Below are 19,159 nucleotides of genomic sequence, written 5' to 3'. Positions count from 1 at the left end.
GTACGGTAAGCTAATAACGAAGCCAAGAAAATGTGCTGCTCGCTTTTTGCCACCTCACACAACTGGGCCGATCGAAATATCGATATTAATCAAACAAGTCAAATCAGCAGGGATAGTTTAAAGACTTATACTAGCGATAAATCTTTTTCTCCCTCCTGCCAAGGATCGCTCAAAACAGTTCGCTAAATTCCATTAGCGAACAGAAAAAAAGCGCCTTGATAAACTTCAGTGAATGTTGTTACAGAAGATTATGAATTGCAGCGAGGCTAGACTATGACAAGATTTTCAGATGAATTTTCTGCGCTTTCTCGGCGTAAATTTATCGTTACAGCAGGTGCATCTGCAGTCAGTTCAATACTGCTCAAAGGGTGTTTGGGAAATCCTCCCGAACCGGGTGCTAGTGCTGGCGGTGGTGGAGCCACTGCTGGTGGCGGGGCAGTGCCGGTGGCAACCTCAGCAGTTGCTGTGGCCAACGAGAAAAGAGTAGAAGGAATTGAAAGCACTAAAATCGCATTGGGATACATCCCGATCGTCGAAGCAGCACCTTTAATCATTGCCCAAGAAAAAGGCTTTTTTGCCAAATACGGAATGACAGAGGTAACAGTTGCCAAGCAAGCCAACTGGGGTTCGGCCAGAGATAACGTAGAAATCGGATCGGCCGGGGGCGGCATAGACGGCGGCCAGTGGCAAATGCCGATGCCTTATCAAATTAGTCAAGGCCTGATCACCAAAAACAGCACCAAAATCCCGATGTATGTTCTGGCCCAGTTGAACACTCACGGAAATGGAATTGCGATCGCGGGCAAACACCAAGGCAAAGGCCTCGGACTCAAACTAGACCAAGCAGCCCAAGACTACATCAAAGGTTTGGCGCAAGCAGGCACTCCCTTCAAAGCAGCCTACACCTTTCCCAAAGCCAACCAAGACTTGTGGATTCGCTACTGGCTTGCAGCTAACGGCATCAATCCCGATACAGATGTCAGCTTGCTAACAGTACCGGCTGCCCAAACCGTGGCCAACATGAAAACCGGAAGTATGGACGCTTTCAGCACCGGCGATCCCTGGCCTTTGCGGATTGTCAAAGAAAACATCGGCTTCATGTCAGCCCTGACTGGCGAAATCTGGAAAGCACATCCAGAGGAATATTTAGCCATTCGCGGCGACTGGGTGGACAAACACCCGAAAGCCACAGAAGCCGTGATAGCAGCAATCATCGAAGCGCAACAGTGGTGCGACAAGCCAGAAAATCGCGCCGAATTAGTTGCCATTGTTTCGGGCAAAAACTTCTTTGACGTATCTCCGGCTGTTTTGACTCCTCCCTATGAAGGCAAGTATGTCATGGGCGACGGCAAACCCGACATCAACGACTTCAAGAGCAGCCCCCTATACTGGAACGATGGTGTCGGCAACGTTTCCTATCCCTACAAGAGCCACGATTTGTGGTTCTTAACCGAAAGCGTTCGCTGGGGTTTCTTGCCAACAAAAACCTTGGCAGACAAAAAGACACTCATCGATAAAGTCAACCGCGAAGATTTGTGGAAAGCAGCAGCCAAATTAGCCGGAGTTGCTGATGCTGATATTCCGAAAAGTACGTCTCGCGGTATTGAGAAGTTCTTTGACGGCAAAGAATTCAACCCGGATCAGCCCGAAGCTTATCTGAGCAGTTTGGCGATTAAAAAAGTGTGATGGGTAAAAGCTTCCCATAATTTAGCCTCGAAAATTTACTCTCGAAAGAAAACACCGCAGAAACAGAGGAGATAAGCAGGATGGCTGTAAGTACAAGTCGGAGAGGTGGAGCCGCTCCGCAAGCGGCGCTGGGCGAGTTTTGGAAGAAGAATTCCCCGAATATATTGCCGCCAATCTTGGGGGTAATTGGATTTCTGTTTGTTTGGCAATTCCTGTCAAGTTCTGGAATTATTAAATTGCCGGGGCCGACAAGCGTTTGGACAGATGAACGGACGCGGATTTTGCTGATGTATCCTTTCATGAACTCCAAAACCTACGGAGTCGGACTATTTTGGCAAACTTTAGCTAGTTTGGAACGGGTGGCAAAAGGCTATACTCTCGCCGCGGCTGTGGGAATTGGCATGGGGGTTGTGGTAGGTACAAATCCTTTTCTAAATAAGGCTTTAGATCCGCTTTTTCAGTTTTTGCGGATGGTGGCTCCTTTGGCTTGGGTGCCGATCGCCCTGGCTGCACTGCAACAAAACGAACCTGCTGCTTTGTTCGTGATTTTTATCACTTCAGTTTGGCCGATTTTGATCAACACGGCTGAAGGTGTGCGCCAAATTCCAGACGACTATAACAACGTTGCGAAAGTGCTGCAACTTACTCGGAAAGAGTATTACCTCAATATCTTGTTTCCGTCGGCACTTCCTTACATCTTCACAGGATTGAGAATTGCGATCGGTTTGGCTTGGCTGGCAATTATCGCTGCGGAAATTGTGATGTCCGGGATTACAGGTATCGGCTTCTTTATTTGGAACGCTTACCAGCAAAACTACATCAGCGAAATTTTGTTAGCTGTAGTCTACATCGGGGCTGTTGGTTTGCTGCTCGATCGCATGATGGCTTGGTTGCAGCAAAAAATTGCTCCCCCTCAAGGAAAATAGTTGTGCAAGTAACTCGCTAAATAATTTTGAGTTTTGAGTTGAAAGATTTGAGTTCAAAACTCGATATTTATATTTCAGGAAACTGCAATCTACACAGGGTTACGAAATCTCCAACAAGCGACAGTTAAAGCTAGCTGCTAATCAAGAAAAACGGGCAGCTAGCGAAATAAGAAACCTACAAAAAAGGCAAGAAAATCATGTCTATTTTGATTGAAATAGAACAACTGGAAAAAGTATTTAATTTATCAGACGGCGGCACATACGTTGCTCTCAAAGGCATCGATCTGGAAATTGAAAAAGGCGAATTTATTTCCTTAATCGGACACTCCGGCTGCGGCAAATCTACGCTGCTAAATATGGTGGCAGGTTTGGATTTGCCGACAGAAGGATTGGTGACAATTGAAGGACAAAGAATCACCCAACCAGGCCCCGATCGCATGGTAGTATTCCAAAACTATTCCCTGCTACCTTGGCGGACGGTCAGAGAAAACATTACCCTAGCCGTAGACTCGGTAATGAGTGGCTTACCCAAAGCCGAACGCCTCGAAATCATTCAAAAACACATCGACATGGTGGGCTTAACTCCCCACGCCGAAAAACAACCGGCATTGCTATCAGGGGGACAAAAACAGCGCGTGGCGATCGCCCGTGCTCTGGCCCTGCGCCCCAAACTCTTACTTCTAGACGAACCCTTCGGCGCTTTGGACGCTTTGACTCGCGGCAACTTGCAAGAAAAGTTGATGGAAATTTGCCAAGAGTACGAAATCAGCGCCCTGATGGTAACGCACGATGTGGATGAGGCAGTCTTGCTGAGCGATCGCATCGTCATGCTCACCAACGGCCCAGAATCGAAGATTGGCGGGATTCTCGAAGTAGACATCCCCCGCCCCCGCAAGCGGATGGAAGTAGTCTCACACCCCAGCTACTACGCTCTACGTAGCGAAATGATTTACTTCCTCAACCAGCAGAAGCGCGTCAAAAAACTGCGGGCGCGGAAAGTACCGGCGATCGCCCGCCACGGCCTGGAAAAAGTCAACCTCGAACTCGGCTTTATTCCCCTCGCAGCCTGTGCTCCCCTAGCTGTCGCCAAAGAAAAAGGCTTTTTTGCCAAGCACGGCCTCGATGAAGTCCACCTCGTGCGGGAAACAAGCTGGCGCGGCATCGTAGACGGCATCGCCGCAGGTTACTTAGACGCAGCCCAAATGCCCTCTGGGATGGCGATGTGGTTGAGCTTGGGGGGCCACCAAGAGCAGCCGATTCCAACGGTTACAGCCCTCACCATGAGCCGCAATGGCAACGGAATTACCCTGGCGAGGCGCTTTTACGACCAAGGAATCTACACTCTGGCAGACTTTAAAAAAATGCTCCAGAGAACGCCAGCGCAAACGCACCGCATGGGCATCGTTCACCCTTCTTCGATGCACAACCTGTTGCTGCGTTACTGGCTGGCTTCCGGCGGGATTGACCCGGATCACGATGTGTTGCTGACAAATATCCCACCAGCCCAAATGATCGTTGACTTGCAGGGCGGCACTATTGACGGTTTCTGTGTCGGCGAACCTTGGAACTTGCGGGCCTCGATGGAAGGAGTCGGCTTTACGGTGGCGACAGATTTGGAACTGTGGTCGGGGCATCCGGGAAAAATTTTGGGGGTGCGGGAAGACTGGGCAAATGCTTATCCCAACACTCACATTGCTCTAGTCAAAGCTTTGCTCGAAGCTTGCAACTATTGCGCCGATCCAAGTCGCGCCGCCGAGGTTTCGGAAATTGTCGCGGGAAGGGAGTACGTCGCTACTGATAAGAGTTACATCCAACTCGGCGACCCCAAATCTTCTGCTTGCAACCTCGATACTCCGATGCGGGAATACGCCCACCACTTGTTTTCTGGAGAGGGGGTGAATCGCCCAAGCCGCACCGAACAACTCTGGCACATGGTGCAGATGGCGCGCTGGGGCGATACTGTGTTCCCGCGCAACTGGGTGGAAATTCTGGAGCGGGTGGTGCGAGTCGGTGCGTTCAGCACGGCGGCGCGAGAGCTGGGGATGGCTGATATTACTTACACTCGCGGTTCTCTCAGCTTGTTTGACGGCTCGGTGTTTAATGCTGACGATCCGATCGGCTATCTCAACAGTCTGGCGATTAAACGCGATTTCACGATGGCGGAAGTTGTACTTGATTCCGACCGTAGAGTTGCTTAGAGTTGCGTCTGACGATGAGCAACTCGATTCTCTCTAGGGGATATTTTTAAACCCGAAGATCCCCCCTAACCCCCCTTAACAAGGGGGGAACAAGAGAGTTCAAAGTCTCCCTAAAAAAGGGGAAAAAGAGAGTTCAAAGTCAACCCCTACTCCCCAACAACCAGGGGGATTTAGGGGAAAGGAGACTTCAATACAAACGAGAAAAACAGAGGATTTAAGTAGTCTCAAATCGCAACTCACCGTTCAAAATTCCATTATTCGCAATTGCCAATAACCCACTAACAAGTTCCCAAATTATGCTCAACACCACTACAAACCAGACGAATACCAAAACCCAAATCAAGTCTAAGAAAGATCGCCGGAAGCCTTTTTTGGTGATGGAAAATGTTCACAAATCATACCCAAATGGTTACAAGGCTTTAGAAAACGTTAACTTGACTGTAGCTGAGGGAGAGTTTATTACGCTGATCGGACACTCGGGTTGTGGCAAGTCAACGCTGTTGAATATGGTGTCGGGTTTTAGCCATCCGACTCAAGGCAGCGTCAGAATTAGCGGGCAAAAAATTGAGAAGCCGGGCCCCGATCGCATGGTGGTGTTTCAGGGTTACGCTTTGCTGCCTTGGCGGACGGTGTTTGAAAATGTTTATCTGGCGGTTAATGCTGTATTTCCGAATAAGTCGAAGGTGGAAAAAAATGCGATCGTCAACGAGCATTTGGCGATGGTGGGGTTGACTGAAGCTGCCCAGAAAAGACCGCCGCAAATTTCGGGGGGGATGAAGCAGCGGGTTTCGATCGCCCGCGCTTTGGCAATTCGCCCGAAAGTGTTGATTTTAGACGAACCTTTTGGTGCTCTGGACGCAATTACTAAGGAGGAATTGCAAGAAGAGTTGCTGAAAATCTGGAACGATCACCGCTGTACGGTGTTGATGATTACTCACGATATTGATGAAGCGCTGTTTTTGGCAGATCGACTGGTGATGATGACTAATGGCCCGGCGGCGACAATTGGCGAAGTTTTGGAGATTCCTTTTCCGCGTCCGCGCGATCGGGTTCAAATGATGGAAGATCCGGAATACTACAATTTGCGGAACTACGCCCTAGATTTCCTGTTCCGTCGTTTTGCACATGATCACGATGCCTAATCAGTTGGGAAATCAAAGTTAAAGAGCAGAATTAGGAGACTTCTCGAACAAGTTTAATTCTTGTGCGGAGTAGGGGTTGGGCATCCTGCCGGCCCAAGACGAGCTTTTTTGCAGAAGTCTATTGAAAAGTTTAAGCCCCAGTGTTCCCCGATGTCAGGGGAACAGCGCTGCGGGCGCAATTTTCCCGATCCGGTTGGGTAAACTGAAGCTTAATGGTGGGCGAGAAGTTTTTTCAGACGTTCGGATCTTTTTCCGATATTTTACGTCTACCAGCGAAGAGACCCGATTGCCTAGCTGTCGGTAAGCTGGCATGAACAGAGCCCACCTTCGATCCGAGGGTGGGCTTCTTCTTGATGTTATTAACCGTTTGTGGGCGATCGGTGGTTGGTACATTCCACCCTTGGAAGTGGCACACTGCGGGAACGTTTATCGGTGTTTCATGGGTTAAGGCTGTTGTCAATATAGCGGTTTTCAGTGGAGTGAAGTACAGACGATCGGGTAGGGAAACGGCTGATCCTAACTGTGGCGCGGGGTTCTGTGACTTTTAACAATTGGTATCACTCAGGTTTGCACGGAAAACTCCTCTGGATCGATTCCCCAATTTACCCAGCGAATTGCCTCTTTAGCCGTTAGCGAAGCCCTCGAAGAGGATCGCACATCAGGCGGCACTCGCAAAGCGTGAATGAATCCCGTACTCGGACAAGTCATTTTTAACAAATAAACAGGATTTGCATTATTCACCCGATCAAAATCATCGTCAAACTCGATGCTTAATAAAGTGTATTCCTGCCAACTATCTAATTCTGTCACCGCGAATTCTTGAATTATGCGATCGTAAGTAATTCCCTGAATTAACCCGCGCCGAATTTCTGCATTCTGTTCCTTCAACACCCACTTAGGATCGCGAATTAAATAACTTACACTTTTAATTGTTATTGTGGGACGCCCATCCCACAATCTTGTGGAAGTTATTTAATTCTCATTCCTTAGACTGCGACTGGTGCGGGTGCAGGCTACCTTACCATTCGGGTAAAATCACGCCGTGATAGGCATAAATCGAAACACCGTCGGCCAATTGTACCGCTGGTTTTCCTTCGGCGTGCAAGCGGTGGTTGCTGTCATGGCACGACCTCCTTTAACTATATTTATAGCAATTTGAATTCACCAAAGTTTGCCAGCACATTGGTATGGTGTGTCCGATCCCAAAAAAGATATTTAAATCGAAACGATAGATTTCTGACGCACCATACAAGTTGATTTAACTATTATATTATCCTTGAAATGTGGCAACCGAAACCCGATCGCGCCCTGCTTCTTTCGCCCGATAAAGTGACTCATCGGCCATTGCAATTAGCTCCCCCGGCTGCGATTTCGCCCCCGGAATGCAGCAAGCTACACCCAAACTCAGCGTCACATATTCGCTGACAGCAGACTTATCGTGAGCTATGTGCAAACCCCGCACCTGTTGTGCGATCATTTCAGCTACGGAAGTGGCACCTTCAATATCGGTATTCGGCAAAACTACTACAAATTCTTCTCCACCGTAACGCGCTACTAAATCTGCCGCTCGCTTTACCGAATGCTGGATCACCGTCGCCACTTGCCGCAAACATTCATCCCCCGCTTGGTGCCCATAAGTGTCGTTGAAAAGTTTGAAATAATCAATGTCGCACATAATTAATGACAGCGGTGCTTCTTCCCTCGCCAAACGCCGCCATTCCGTATCGAGGTATTCATTAAAAGAGTGGCGGTTTCTTACCTCAGTCAAACTGTCGTAATTGGCCAAATACTGCAAGGCTCGATTCACTGTTTCTAACTGCTGTTTCTGCTGCTGCAACTGACGGTTGAGCTCCGCCAACTGCTGTTCGGCTGAGTGCGATCGCAACAAATTTCTCACCCTCGCCAGCAATTCCCTCTCGTCAAAAGGCTTTGAAATGTAATCGTCAGCACCCGCATCCAAACTTTCGATCCGAGCGTCCATCCCCGATCGCGCTGTCAAAAAGATTACCGGAGTAGATTTCAATTCTGGCGTGTTCCGAATCTCCTTGAGCAAATCCAGTCCGTTTTGTCGGGGCATGATTTGGTCGCTCACAATCAAATTTGGCTGCAAACTTTTTGCTTTTTCTAAACCTTCAACCCCGTCCCTCGCCACAGCGACTCGATAGTACGGAGTTAATAAAGTTTGGAGGTAAGCCAGCAGAAAATTGTTGTCTTCTACTACCAGCAACAGCGGTAATTCTCTGCTGTCACTTGTTAATTGTTCTAGATAATTTTTGTCGTCAAAACTGTTAGGTTCCGGCAGCGTGGCCTGGGGTGTGGCCGCCCGGATATTTCCCGAACCCCACTCTCCAGATCCGAATCCAGTCAGTCCAGCCAATTGGGCGATCGCACTCACCAACTGATTCGCTTCCACCGGCTTCGACAAATGCCTCTGAAACCCCGCCTCCAGCGCTTCGGCCGAATCTTGTTCCTCAATCCCTCCCGTCAGCGCCACGGCCGGCAGTAGTTCCCTGTGCTCGGACATTTCCATGGCTCTGATGCGGCGGATTAAATCGCAGCCGTCGGCTCCCGATACCGTCATATCGCTCACCAACACGTCGGGGCGCGACTGTTGCAACTCCGCCATCGCTTCGGCGGCGCTACCCACCGCTGTTACCTTGGCTCCAAATGCTTCGAGGCCAGTTTTGAGAAATTGCCGGATTTCGGCGCTGCTTTCCACCACCAGGACTTGCTTTCCCGCTAGGGGTTTGGAAACCGATCCGGGTCTGCTTTCGCTTTGGGCGATCGCAGCAGTGCGATCGTCGGGTGCATTTTTGTTGGCGCCCGGTAGCAGCACATCAAAGGTCGCCCCCTGACCGAGACCGGGACTCGAAGCCCAAACACTTCCCCCGTGCAGTTCCACCAACTGTCGCACAATTGAGAGTCCGAGCCCAAGCCGATTTTGTTCCTTGTTCTGGAAGTTGTCTGCAGGGCGGAAGTAGTCAAAGATGTGCGGCAGAAATTTGGGGTCGATGCCGCAACCGCTGTCGCTGACCCGAATCAACACGCCCGACTCAGTAGGCTCGATCCGCACTTGAACTGGGTATGGTGTGGATTCTGGGGTGAATTTGATGGCGTTGGCCAGGAGGTTCCAGACTACTTGCTGCAAGCGTTCTGCATCCGCCAAAACGTAGCTGACGGCGGGGTCGAAATGTTTTTCTACGCGGAGGTTTTTAGCATCGGCGGTGGGACGGAGGGTGTCGATCGCAGATTCCACGATCGACGGGAGGTGAACTTCGCCGATGTTCAGGCACACTTTCCCCCGCAGCAACCGCGAGAGGTCGAGGAGATTGTCTATTTGCCTGTTTTGTAATTTGGCGTTGCGCTCGATGATTTCCAAAGCGCGGGTGGTGGTGGCTTCGTTTAAATTGCGGGATCGAGCTAGCTGCGCCCATCCCAAAATCGCGCTCAGGGGCGATCGCAGTTCGTGGGAGGCGATCGCCAGAAATTCGTCTTTTGCCCGGTTGGCTTCGGCTTGGGCTGCTTCCACGGCTTTGCGATCGGTGATGTCGAATCCGATCGCCAAATACTGACAGGGTTTTCCCTTACAGTCCAACAGTGGAACTACTGCTGCGTACACCCAATAATCACTTCCATTCTTGGCTTTATTCTGAATGTCTCCTTGCCAAACTTCACCTTTGGCAACAGTTAATAGCAGATTTTTGATTATTTCCGAAGATTTATATTCCGAATGGAGGATGCCGAAGTGGCAGCCGATTAGTTCGGCTTGCGAATAGTTGGAGATTGAGCAAACTCGATCGCTGACATAGTTGATAATTCCTCGCGCGTCAGTCCTCAGCGCCAGTGTCGATCGGTCGATCGCTCTTTTAAAATCTAAACATTCTTGTAGCGACCAATCTAGTTCTTTTGTCGTAGAAAATTGACCGAGCCGATCGGACGCGTTTTGTTGCGGGCGATCGGGCTTATCCTTACTCCGTTGTTGGATTTCCATTGCTTCTATTTTCCCCTGACGGCTGACACCTAATCTACTCGCATCCTGATTCATTATCACAATTTTCTTTCCCGCACCGGCGGGTGTAATATTTTGTATCTCTTCATCTTCCTGACAAATTGGCAGGTACCACATCCACTCGGGAGTCACCTTAATTTTTGTTTATAGTTGGCTAAAGTTTGTCAATCTGAGGACTGATTTTTTCATGTCTAGCCGATCGTCGGCTGCAGGCTCATTCCTTTTTATCTGGTATCTTTTATATTTTACTAAGGGGAATCACTGATAATTTTATGGTGTGGATCACACACCGACAGTTGCATTCTTGTTTAAAACTGGTATCATAACCGTCAACTTTTTGCTCACAATTACTCCTAGTATCTGGCACAAAGTCTGGTCTTCGGCAGGCTTTCGCGTCTGTGGCATTCTGCCTCATCTGCACTGAAGGAGATATATGTGCAGGGCTAGACAGTTCCCAAATCACGGGCGGGTTTGGGCGCACAAAGTCCCTGTCTGGCGATCGTCCCTAACTTCTTTTAAATTATTTTCTTCAACATCTTGACAGGTCTGTATATTTTTTGTATTATCAAATGTAATATGCTTTCAGAGAAGACAACCGGCAAACTGCCTTGGTGCACTCAACTATTAACAATTTGAGGAAAATCGTCTGTGAATTTAGACGCTGTACGCGAACAATTTGAACAAACAGCCTTTGATTATGACCAAGAATTTCTTCATGTGGTACCCGCCACGTGATTTATCAGTGGAATCAATCCCAAATCGAAAATCGAAAATCACTTATTGCCCCCGCATTTATCCGTGGGGTCGCCTCTAAAATCTAAAATCTAAAATCTAAAATCGATTGACGGCTTAATTCCTCGCCTCATTCCGCGCTATCGCGAGCAACACGATGTAATATTGCAGTTAATCCCTTCTGAAACGAATGGTAACATAAAAGTTCTGGATTTAGGCGCGGGAACTGGCATACTGTCGGCTCTGATTCTGTCAGCATTTCCTCAAGCAAAAGTCCTAGCCTTTGACATGGCACAAAATATGCTGAAAACTTGCCAAACTAACTTGTCAGCTTTCGGAGAACGGCTGACCTTGCAGCAAGGAAATTTCGCCGAAGATGATTTCGGCAGCGGTTACGATGTGGTAGTTTCTGGGTTGGCAATCCACCACCTCGACAGCGCAGGTAAACAAGAGCTATTTCACAAACTTTTCCACTCCATGAATCCAGGGGGAATCTTGCTAATTCGAGATATTGCGACAGGTGCTACCCCAAAGCTGACTGAGCAATACGAACAGTTGTGGCGGCAGTACATGAAAGCTAACGGAGAAGACGATGCAGCCTGGTTTCAAAAATATCGAGAAGAAGATATTCCCTCCTCTGTGGAAGAGCAGACAAAGTGGCTTGCAGAAGCTGGTTTTGCCGACGCAGGATGTCACTGGCGCTATCTAAATTTTGCTGTTTTTGGCGGAGTTGTCCCCAGGTAGAAGGCCTTCGGCAAAATGCAGAGTTTTGGATAATTATCAAAAGATAAAACGCGTAAAAAACTGCACCCATAAAAGTTTTTGGTTCCCGGACGCCTCACCTAATTATGTAAGTGCTTAAGGCTGAACCTTACCGCTATAATTCGCGCGTGAGACCATTTTTTACGTCCGGGAATCATTTTCCCAAACCTGTAGAGGCGGGTTCACTCAAACGCCCTCTGGCAGTGCAAACAGATTCAACAAACCCGCCTCCCATCAACAAGATAACCCGTTATTGACATTTTGTAAAAGGTGATTTAAAAGCTCAATAAATAAAGTAAAACTATGAACGATTCTCGATTAGTAAAAATCAGCAGATATCTCAGCAAACACCTGCGTCACGCGCCCTCGCGCATCGGCATTGAACTCGCTCCCGGTGGCTGGGTTCCTGTTAGCGAACTCCTCGATGCGTGCCAAAAAAATAACTTTACCCTTCAGCTTGCAGAACTCAAAAAAGTAGTCGCGCAAAACGACAAGCAGCGCTTTTCATTTGACTCCACAGGCACTCTAATTCGTGCCAACCAAGGACACAGTGTAGAGGTTGACTTGCAGTTAGAACCCGCGGTTCCCCCGGATATTTTATATCACGGAACAGGTAGCACCGCCGTCGAGTCTATTCTCACTCAAGGAATTAGGAAAATGTCGCGGCATCACGTTCATTTGTCGGTGAATATCCCGACGGCGCGCCAAGTAGGTGCAAGACATGGCATCGCGGCCGTCTTTACTGTAGATGCCGCAGCAATGCAACGCGACGGTCATACATTTTACTGCTCGGAAAACAAAGTGTGGTTAGTAGATTTTGTGCCGCCAGCTTATCTCAAAATAACTTGATAATTTTCCTTCTTTTTGTAGAATGTGTGCCACAAAAAATGTAAAATAAGAGTAAGTAGGACTTTGGCAAAATGAGTGCGGAATATATGGGCGATCGCGAAAACAATTTTCATCAAAACAATTCTCAAAATAGAGGTCTGCTAGGCTCTGGTTGGCGACCTTTTTACCGTCAATTTGATTGGCAACACCTGGTACATTTAGCGTCTAGCGACCCCCAAGAACTAGCTCAAAAAACTTTAGGTGCAGCTAGCGATATTGCCGACGCAATGGGAAGACACCAATATACTTGGTGGGCCAATATTTTAAATGTATTTTCGGAAAATACTCGCTACGAAATGGATGAATTTTGGGATTACATTACTCCGCAGCCAGTTTACCCGGATTACCGCTACAAAGATGTTTTAGTTACCGAAACGCCTGTGGTGCAATTGGTCAGCCGCGCTAGCATTCCCATCGACTACGTTCTCAACAAACTCCAAGAAATTACTGTTTTCAAAGTTCTGGATTTGCTAGGGAAACCGGATGCAATTACCCAGTCTTTTATGGAGAGACATTTTTCTTATCCCCCGGAGCGGTTTGTTAGCTGGGAACGCTTGGAAGTTTTGGGTACTGTTTATGCTTCTTGGGATCGATTCGGCTGCTGGCTGCAAATTGACAGCTACGACAGGGGAAGACGCTGTTACACTCTGATTTGCCAAGATATGGCGCCGCTAGTTAGCAAGGCAACTTATAATTTAGCGGTGATTCTGGGCGGGTACAAAAGCCGCGTCGGACAGGTTCACAGCCAGTTCCCAATTCGCACGTTTTCTGCGGAGGTTCAAAGTTTTACTGATACAGTTCAGCAGGCAATTTTGGATCAAAATCAGTTGGCTGTTTTGGTTAGTGGCGAACCGGGAACAGGCAAAACTGCTTGGACGCAAGCGGTAGCCAAGGAAATTTTAGTGCCGCTGGGTTATGTGATTTTTATCTTAGACCACGATGCTGTGGAAAATTTTGTGCCACCGAGTTATTTGGAGCGGATTTGTATTATTATCAATGAGGCTGATAATTTGGCTCAAGATCGATCGACTGCAGAAGCACAACGCACTAACAAAACCGAACATATTTTGAGTTTGCTGGATGGCACTTTGTATCAAAGCGTTATCGACGAAAACGGCATTCAATTTCAGCAAAAACTCGTAGTTTTGATGACTTGTAACACGACGGAAAGATTAGATCCTGCAATGTTACGGAAAGGGAGAGTGGATTTTACCAGTGAATTTACGCACAAATTTGTTTGAGCGCTATCTTGGATTATCAAGCTATCTGGCGATCGCACTGGCTACACGATCTCATAGTCGGGGGACAAAACAGAGCACTCCAGTCCCCTCCGACTATTCCGGCGGCGCCGACGCGATCTATGCCTAATCGTCAAACAGCAGGCGGGCACTAGATTTGCTCTTAAATTGACACTAATGCCTATAGACATATCCCCATCAAAAATGATATCAATGATGGGTGATACCCTCTAAGGGTATCGTCCGAGAGAGCAAATCAGGGAAAAACAGCATTTTTGGTCTCAAACAGAATTTTTCAAACTTGACAGCTATGGAGGAAATCCCAAACCGTGCAAACTAAGCCAGTTCAGCAAAAAATTCAGGGACTGGGAAGGTACGTTGACGGGACTTTCCCGATCGCCCAACAACCCGCAGAGGCAACCGTGTCGGAGAGTAAAGACAGATTTCGGCGGTTTGTGGAGCGCTCCGCCGAGGCCGTGGCAATGGTAGATTGTGAAATGCGCTATCTGTCGGTTTCTCGTCGCTGGGAAACAGATTGCGGGTTGGGCGACGGCGAGGCGATCGGCCGATCTCATTGGGAACTGTTCCCGAATCTCCCGGAATATTGGGAGCAAAATGCCCAGGCTTGTTTGACGGGAGTTTTGGAATACAGCGAGTTTGTGGCAGGGCGATCGATCGCATCTGTATCAGGAAAAATCGCAAGCGGCTGTGTTAGCGAGCCGGTAAGATGGGTATTTCAACCTTGGAAAAATAACGAAGGTGCGATCGGCGGTTTGATTTTGTTTGCATCTAAGGTAGGTGAGGCTTCCGCTCAAACCAATTGCTATAATAAATTTCAGTCCGAGGTCAAAAGTAAGCAGTTAGAAACAATACCGCAACTAACTCAAATTGCCCTCGAAAATGCTGCTGATACAATCTTTTTTAGTACCTCCGACGGTCAAATTTGCTACGCGAACAAAGCCGCTTGCCATCTTTTTGGCTACTCGGAATCGGAACTGCTAAACATGAGGGTTAGCGACATCGATTCGCGGTTGCCAGCATCGGATTGGCGAGAACACTGGGCTCTTCTCAAGCAACAAAACAACCTCACTTTTGAAACCAGTTACAAAACCAAAGACGGCGCCAGTTTTTCCGTCGAAGTTAAAGTCAATTATTTAGTATACGGCGGCTGCGAATACCGCTGCGCGATCGCCCGCGACATTTCCGCCCGCCTCGCAGCAGAATCAGCGCTCGTAGAGGCAAAAGAGCAACTTCAAGCAGTTTTGGACGCGGTGCCGGGATTAGTTTCTTGGGTAAGTTCCGATTTGCGTTATTTGGGAGTAAACCGACATTTAGCTAGCGCTTACAAAATGCCAGCCGAACTATTTTTCGGTCAAAAAGTAGGTTTTTTAGAGACAAGTCCCAAATTTAACGATTTAGTATACGATTTCTTTGCAAACCATAAAAAGAAAACATCTCAAGAAGTAACAGCGAGCATCAGAGGAGAAAATAAAACTTATCTAATAGTGGCTCAAAAATACCATAATAATACGGCGGCGGTATTTGTGGGATTGGATATTACAGACAGCAAACAGTCTCTTTTAGCTTTGCAAGAATCCGAAGAACGCCTGCGACAACAAGCGGCAAAATTAGAGCAGACGCTGTTAATTTTGCAGCAAACTCAAACTCAACTGATTCAAACAGAAAAGATGTCATCTCTGGGGCAGTTGGTAGCAGGAATAGCCCACGAAATTAACAATCCAGTTAGTTTTATTTCTGGCAATGTCAGCCACGCCACTGGCTACATTCAAGAACTGCTGCGAACGATCGAGCTTTACCAAAAGTATTATCCCCATCCCGTGCGGGAAATTCAAGATTTGATAGAAGAATTAGACTTAGACTTCATCAAAAAAGACTTGCCAAAACTGCTAAATTCCATGAAAGTCGGTTCGGAAAGGATTCGCGATGTCGTGCGATCGCTCCGCTTGTTCTCGCGTACCGACGAAGCCCAAATGAAGCCGGCTGATATCCACGAAGGTTTGGATAGCACTGTGCTGATTTTGCAAAATCGCCTGCAAGCTAAAGGGGGACGGCCAGGAATTTCTCTAGTTAAAGAGTACGGAGATTTGCCACGAGTTCACTGCTATGCGGGACACTTAAACCAAGTGTTCATGCACTTGTTGACAAATGCGATCGACGCTTTGGAAGAAGGGGGGAGAAATGCCGAAAAGTATGGTAAAATTCAAAATCAGTCTTACTTAGCTTCAGCCAAGTCGAAATCTGAAATATTCAATCCCGAAATTCGGATTCGGACTTCCGTGGTAGGGGAAAACGAAGTTACGATCGCCATTAGTGACAACGGCCCTGGCATGACTGAAGAAGTCCTCGACTGCATCTTTGACCCTTTGTTTACCACTAAATGTTCAGACACGAGCACTGGTTTGGGTCTAGCAATCTCCCAGCATTTAGTAGTAGAAAAGCACGGCGGTAAGTTGCACTGTGTTTCGCGTCCGGGAGAGGGAACGGAGTTGATAATTAAAATTGCGATCGGCAACAATTAATTAGCTATTGACAAATAGGAAATAAGATGGTAATTGAGTGGCTCAAATTTAAAGTACCTCAAGAAAAGTGGGAGCAGTTTATTCAGCGAGATCAGGAAGTTTGGACGGCGGGACTAAAAAGTTGGGACGGTTTTTTGGGCAAAGAAGTTTGGGTGGATGCGGTGGAAAATGAGGTGGTGATGTTGATTCGCTGGGAAACTAGGGAGAAGTGGAAGTCGGTGCCACAAAGCACAATCGAGGAGTTGGATGCCCAAATGGGCGATTTGCAAATTGCGATCGCCGAAAGTCGCGAATATCAAGTTCGCAAGTTTTTGCATTAGTTAGTCAGCAGTCAGTTGCTCGTGTTAATTTTTGAAAGATTAATCATGAGTTTTACCTTGATTGCACCGCAGACATCGATTTGGTATTTGGTGGGAGGGGCGATCGATCTCGGTAGAATCATCGCAGTGTTTGGTATTTGGTGTGAGGGGCGATCGCACCACCCCTTGCTTTCCACCTATGCAACCACAGATAACCTGGAAACTTTCGGATCTGATTTGTTGTGCTCTATGCGCTACCTAAACAGTGACAGACTTGGCAATTTTTGCCAGCAATCGCAACGCTTCATTGACAGAAGCTGAGTCTCGAAATATTTCTGCTACGTCTGGATCGAGAATCACAACATTACTTGATTTCATATAGGCTTCATAGTATTTGCCACGGACACCACCTGAAAAATCGTATTCAGGTCTCATCTCGTCATTAATTGTTACTTCAGGTTCCTGACTCATAGCTTTTTCTCTCTTGTCGGGTGGCTAAACGGGCGCTGATTAAACGCACTTCACCTTGTCGTTCTGTATGGGACACAACAAAAAGGCGCTGTAAATTTGATTGACCGATCGTTAAAAGACGGAACTCACCTACAGAGTGGTTAGGGTCAGAAATTGTAATAGCCAGTGGATCTCCGAAGACAGTGACAGCTTCTTCAAAAGACACACCATGCTTTTTGGCATTACTAATCGCTTTGTTTGAGTCCCACTGAAACTTCATAGATCTATTGTACTCTCAAGCAGAAGAGGGAGGTTGGCAATTGCCTAGCTTACTTCTGTATTTTACTATTTAGGGCAAAATGGCGAAAATCAAAAATGTCAATGTGACTGACTTCTAGGAACTCATAGACTCTGAGGAATGTTGAACTGCTGCTGTAGCGCTGTCATGGCTTTCTCGACTGGGATTCCTTCACCTCGATCGAAGCTTTCGAGTCCTTTGCGAATGCCGATGATAGCTTCGAGGTAGTCGATTCGTTCTAGCAGTTGTTCGTAGGTATTAAGTTGGGGGTTTGGAGTGGATTTTAGCGATCGTACCAAACTGAGAAGATCCGCAAGCAGTTCGTCAGGGGTGCTATCTATTTCTTGGATGAGGAGTTCTTTGATGGTCATCGCGGCATCTCACGAGGATTGATACTTTGATTGTAACGGCGATCGCTATGAGTTTTGATGGGCGATCGATCTTGGTAGAATCATCGCAGTGTTGGGTATTTGGTGTGAAGGGCGATCTGGCTCCCTTGGACAAGCCTTGAAAGAGCGCGATCGCACGCTACGCAATCTGCCGATCGCTCTGCGGGCAATGATTTTGAGATATACTTGTACATAAATATAGGAGGTAAACTTTACACTTTGAGTTTAGATCGGAGTAGTTTAGATGAAATTCGAGAAGATATCGCTAAAATTGCCAGTCGCTATGGGGTTTTTCAGTGTGTTGAATGTAGTCAGGCTATCAAAGAGTTCTTGACGGTCAGAAACCTACATGGTAAGCAGATTAAACTGGATTTAGAAAGGCAAGACCTACCTTGGTCAGTGATTTATGATTTACGACGACAGCAGCAAATTGCTACTAATGGCTACCATCAAGGGATATCAATTACCATCGACGAACAGGAAATTGTTTTTGATAATATAGATTGTAGTGGTGTGACTCGGCAGGAATGGCTGCAAAATTTAACATCTCCTACTCTGGAACTGGGTATGGGAAGTTTTAAGATTATAGAAGAGGAATTTTGAGCAGCAAAACTTACAGTTATTTTCAAAAAAATGAGGTGAAAAATGCACGATTTATATACGCTAATTGAGAAAATTAAGAAAGCTCCTTCAATGTACTTGGGACGACATTCAATTATTTGTCTTCAGGCTTTTTTATCGGGTTACAGCGTTGCTAAATATGAGTTAGGAGAACAGCCAACGAAACAAGATAGCGATTTTATGCAGTTTCCTGAATGGATACGAAAAAGATTCAACCTGCAGACTAGCCAATCTTGGGCTAACGTCATTCTGTTTTATTCAGAGGATGAAAGCAAAGCACTCGATCGGTTTTTTGAGCTGTTAGATGAGTTTATCGCTCGGAAGTCTTCTGCTGACATTTTAGACGAAGGGGGATTGGATATGGAGGAAAAAGTGCAAGTTTTCAGGAGTTGATAGAAAGGGCGATCGCACTCCGTAGAATCATCCTACTGTTTGGTATTTGGTGTGAAGGGCGATCGCTCTTTCATTTTAGGCGATCGGTCATCAGAAACAAGAAAGGGCGATCGCTGTTTGTTTTGATGGGGCGAGATCCTTCCTCCTTACTCTGGCGATGTTAAGATCCAGGATTCCAACTCAAATGGCTGAACTGCTTGAATCCGTTGGAAGTCTCGATCGGCCGTCACTAGGGTGAGTTGATGCTGGATTGCAACGGCGGCAATCCACAGGTCATTTTCGCCGATGCCCAATTGAGTCATGTTGGTTCTACGGCGTTGGGCTTTGTCTTTTGGGGCGTAGCGATCGAAAACTGCCGCTTTAAGATTGCCGTAAATTTCGGCGGTGGTTTCGTCGATGGGGTAGATGTATAGCCCAAGCAGGAAGCGTTGAACTAGGGCAAGATTTACCTCTCGTTGTTGCGATCGCGCCGCCATGTCAATCAGTTCACCCTTGACGATGGTGCAGGTGGCGATCGACTCATCCCCAAGGTTGGCAAGGCGATCGAGTATTTGAGTGTTGCCTAGTAGGGCATAGCTACAATGGTTG

The 19,159-nt window shown here is 47.3% G+C and carries 16 protein-coding genes and 1 pseudogene; 11 read left to right on the top strand and 6 right to left on the bottom strand.

Annotation, left to right across the window (positions count from 1 at the left end; genetic code table 11):
- The first annotated feature begins 273 nt into the window (after positions 1-273).
- The 4 genes from QT984_RS18975 (at position 274) to QT984_RS18960 (ending at position 5,952) form a co-directional block, all read left to right on the top strand.
- Positions 274-1,686: a CmpA/NrtA family ABC transporter substrate-binding protein gene (locus tag QT984_RS18975; protein WP_333274340.1), complete on the top strand. Its 1,413-nt coding sequence runs from the start codon at positions 274-276 to the stop codon at positions 1,684-1,686.
- A gap of 80 nt (positions 1,687-1,766) precedes the next feature.
- A complete protein-coding gene (gene ntrB / locus QT984_RS18970) occupies positions 1,767-2,612 on the top strand; it encodes a nitrate ABC transporter permease (RefSeq protein WP_333055906.1) in 846 nt (281 codons plus the stop codon).
- A gap of 197 nt (positions 2,613-2,809) precedes the next feature.
- Positions 2,810-4,810: a nitrate ABC transporter ATP-binding protein gene (locus QT984_RS18965; RefSeq protein WP_333374651.1), complete on the top strand. Its 2,001-nt coding sequence runs from the start codon at positions 2,810-2,812 to the stop codon at positions 4,808-4,810.
- A gap of 296 nt (positions 4,811-5,106) precedes the next feature.
- The gene (locus QT984_RS18960; protein ID WP_333312668.1) at positions 5,107-5,952 is read left to right on the top strand and encodes a nitrate ABC transporter ATP-binding protein; all 846 of its coding nucleotides are present in this window, start codon (positions 5,107-5,109) and stop codon (positions 5,950-5,952) included.
- A gap of 561 nt (positions 5,953-6,513) precedes the next feature.
- Here QT984_RS18960 and QT984_RS18955 read toward each other — a convergent pair.
- Positions 6,514-7,072, bottom strand: a pseudogene (locus tag QT984_RS18955) (hypothetical protein); the annotation flags it as partial.
- 150 nt (positions 7,073-7,222) lie between these two features.
- Positions 7,223-10,093, bottom strand: a complete 2,871-nt coding sequence (locus QT984_RS18950; RefSeq protein ID WP_333055909.1) for a diguanylate cyclase — start codon at positions 10,091-10,093, stop codon at positions 7,223-7,225.
- Between the two features lie 765 nt (positions 10,094-10,858).
- Here QT984_RS18950 and QT984_RS18945 point away from each other — a divergent pair.
- From QT984_RS18945 to QT984_RS18925, 5 genes are all read left to right on the top strand, one after another.
- Positions 10,859-11,437 carry a class I SAM-dependent methyltransferase gene (locus tag QT984_RS18945; protein WP_333055910.1) on the top strand — a complete coding sequence of 193 codons (579 nt, stop codon included), beginning with the start codon at positions 10,859-10,861 and terminating at the stop codon, positions 11,435-11,437.
- A 321-nt stretch (positions 11,438-11,758) separates the two neighbouring features.
- Positions 11,759-12,304 carry an RNA 2'-phosphotransferase gene (locus tag QT984_RS18940; protein ID WP_333055911.1) on the top strand — a complete coding sequence of 182 codons (546 nt, stop codon included), beginning with the start codon at positions 11,759-11,761 and terminating at the stop codon, positions 12,302-12,304.
- Positions 12,305-12,375: 71 nt separating this feature from the next.
- Positions 12,376-13,584: an AAA family ATPase gene (locus QT984_RS18935; protein WP_333055912.1), complete on the top strand. Its 1,209-nt coding sequence runs from the start codon at positions 12,376-12,378 to the stop codon at positions 13,582-13,584.
- A 326-nt stretch (positions 13,585-13,910) separates the two neighbouring features.
- A complete protein-coding gene (locus QT984_RS18930) occupies positions 13,911-16,121 on the top strand; it encodes a PAS domain S-box protein (protein ID WP_333374648.1) in 2,211 nt (736 codons plus the stop codon).
- A 26-nt stretch (positions 16,122-16,147) separates the two neighbouring features.
- Positions 16,148-16,441 (top strand): TIGR03792 family protein, encoded by a 294-nt coding sequence (locus tag QT984_RS18925; protein WP_333374646.1) that lies wholly within the window; start codon positions 16,148-16,150, stop codon positions 16,439-16,441.
- A gap of 237 nt (positions 16,442-16,678) precedes the next feature.
- On the opposite strand, the gene QT984_RS18920 is transcribed toward QT984_RS18925, so the two are convergent.
- The 3 genes from QT984_RS18920 to QT984_RS18910 all read right to left on the bottom strand — a co-directional run bounded on the left by QT984_RS18920 (position 16,679) and on the right by QT984_RS18910 (position 17,539).
- Positions 16,679-16,891 carry a hypothetical protein gene (locus QT984_RS18920; protein ID WP_106147613.1) on the bottom strand — a complete coding sequence of 71 codons (213 nt, stop codon included), beginning with the start codon at positions 16,889-16,891 and terminating at the stop codon, positions 16,679-16,681.
- Positions 16,875-17,150 carry a BrnT family toxin gene (locus QT984_RS18915; protein ID WP_333055915.1) on the bottom strand — a complete coding sequence of 92 codons (276 nt, stop codon included), beginning with the start codon at positions 17,148-17,150 and terminating at the stop codon, positions 16,875-16,877. Before QT984_RS18915 ends, QT984_RS18920 begins: the two co-directional genes overlap by 17 nt.
- 122 nt (positions 17,151-17,272) lie before the next feature.
- Positions 17,273-17,539, bottom strand: coding sequence for a prevent-host-death family protein (locus QT984_RS18910; protein ID WP_194011533.1), 267 nt, complete (start codon positions 17,537-17,539; stop codon positions 17,273-17,275).
- A 237-nt stretch (positions 17,540-17,776) separates the two neighbouring features.
- Between QT984_RS18910 and QT984_RS18905 the strand changes: the two genes are divergently transcribed.
- Positions 17,777-18,160 carry a papain fold toxin domain-containing protein gene (locus tag QT984_RS18905; protein ID WP_333271426.1) on the top strand — a complete coding sequence of 128 codons (384 nt, stop codon included), beginning with the start codon at positions 17,777-17,779 and terminating at the stop codon, positions 18,158-18,160.
- Positions 18,161-18,202: 42 nt separating this feature from the next.
- Positions 18,203-18,571, top strand: coding sequence for a hypothetical protein (locus QT984_RS18900; RefSeq protein WP_194011531.1), 369 nt, complete (start codon positions 18,203-18,205; stop codon positions 18,569-18,571).
- 146 nt (positions 18,572-18,717) lie between these two features.
- On the opposite strand, the gene QT984_RS18895 is transcribed toward QT984_RS18900, so the two are convergent.
- Entirely contained in the window at positions 18,718-19,122 is a 405-nt protein-coding gene (locus tag QT984_RS18895) for a type II toxin-antitoxin system VapC family toxin (RefSeq protein ID WP_333374663.1), read from the bottom strand.
- Between the last annotated feature and the right edge of the window lie 37 nt (positions 19,123-19,159).

Source organism: Microcoleus sp. Z1_B2 (genome assembly GCF_036700325.1).
Taxonomy (GTDB): Bacteria; Cyanobacteriota; Cyanobacteriia; order Cyanobacteriales; family Microcoleaceae; genus Microcoleus.
The sequence above is the reverse complement of the archived record's forward strand: the minus strand, read 5'-3'. Positions and strand labels throughout refer to the sequence as shown.